Origin of the sequence: Streptomyces sp. NPDC048275 (assembly GCF_040652275.1) — a bacterium.
Classification (GTDB): Bacteria; Actinomycetota; Actinomycetes; order Streptomycetales; family Streptomycetaceae; genus Streptomyces.
Genome location: NZ_JBEZLR010000258.1, coordinates 1 through 1,403, shown reverse-complemented (window position 1 = coordinate 1,403; position 1,403 = coordinate 1). Strand labels below are relative to the sequence as shown.

General features: G+C 66.2%; 1 protein-coding gene and 1 pseudogene. Both read right to left on the bottom strand.

What is annotated here, in order from left to right; translation table 11 throughout:
* Positions 1–497, bottom strand: a pseudogene (locus tag AB0D57_RS47785) (RNA polymerase subunit sigma); the annotation flags it as partial.
* A 324-nt stretch (positions 498–821) separates the two neighbouring features.
* Entirely contained in the window at positions 822–1,253 is a 432-nt protein-coding gene (locus AB0D57_RS47780; RefSeq protein WP_362088782.1) for an MEKHLA domain-containing protein, read from the bottom strand.
* Positions 1,254–1,403 lie beyond the last annotated feature (150 nt).

Below are 1,403 nucleotides of genomic sequence, written 5' to 3'. Positions count from 1 at the left end.
GGGCGTGAGCGTTGCACGCGTAGGTAGTGGCGTGCCCGGTCGGCGAGTTCGGCGCACTCCGGCTCGGTGCGCCCCACGATGTCGGCGACCGTACCTGGGGGCATGCCGGCGTTCTTGAGCACGAACGCCGCCCGCTCGGCCGGCGACAGGGAGTCCAGAGCGTTCAGCAGTACCCGGCTGACCTCCTCCCCCAGCCTGACAGCAGGACGTTCAGGCTCCTGCCCCTCAGCAGCCCTTGCTGCGCGGCGGGCGTCATCAGCCCGGTCGGGCAGAGCGAGGCGGCCCAGACAGATCCCGCCCGCGGTCTTCGCAAGCCAGGAGCGGGGCACCGTGGCCTGTCGGCGCGCCGCGTCGGACAGCCCGTACCACCGACGGTAGGTCTCATCGACAACACTCTCCGCCTCACCCGGGCTGCCCAGCATCCAGTAGGCGACATCCAGCAGATACCGACGCTCATCAAGTAACTCCGCGATGGGCACCGCGTCAGCATGGTCCATACGGCATCCTCCCTCTCGCACGGCACCCGACAACGCGGCCGCCGCACCAGTCATCCAGGTAACAGGTCCGTGCACGGTGGGACACCAGTGTTCCCTCTTTGACCCCAACGCATGTATTCAGTGACCCGTCCGGTAAGAGGAGACGTCGTAACAGTTACCCACTGTCAGCCTTGCCCTCTTTTTCTGTTGGCTCGTCAGCTAGACCAAAGACCGGCAGATGTTGTGACACGACCGCGTCTCGGCGTTCGGACCGCAAAGCGCCGCTGTCGTCCTGTTGTGCAGTGCCATCGCCCGTGTGGGGGCCGGGTGTTCACCGCGCGTCGGTCAACTTGGCTGCACGGGCGGGGACCAGTCACGGAACACGGCGGCCTGCCCTCGGCTGGTTCCCGCGGGCTCGAAGAGGTCCCACATCGTCACGTCCTTGATCCAGAATTCTTCGCCGTTCTTGGTCCTGCGCAGCCCGGTGTAGCCGTCGGCGAAGCCGTGTTCGTGCACGGAGCGGACGAAGGCGTCTCGGTCGTCCTGGCGTTGGGAGGAGGCAGACAGCCGCGACGGCATGTCGGTGAACTCTTCCCACGAATAGCCGAAGCGCTGCTGGGCCGTGCGGTTGGCGTAGAAGTACGTCGGGTCGGGGCCCGTGCCGTGGGCCAGCAGTCCAAAGGGCGCGTCGGTGTAGAGCCAACGCGCCGCTTCATCCAGCGATACACAGCGCGGTGAGCACAAGGGGCGGCCGGTAAGGGCCAGATGACTGCTCAGCAGCAGTTCGGCCGCCTACGGCGGGAACGGTGCCCAAGAAGCTGTCGGCCATGATGCTTACGCCTCGTCGTTGACCCATGACATGAGCTTGCGGAGCTCCTTGCCGGTGGTCTCCAGCAGGGACTCGGCGTCCTGCTGCTTGTACTCGTT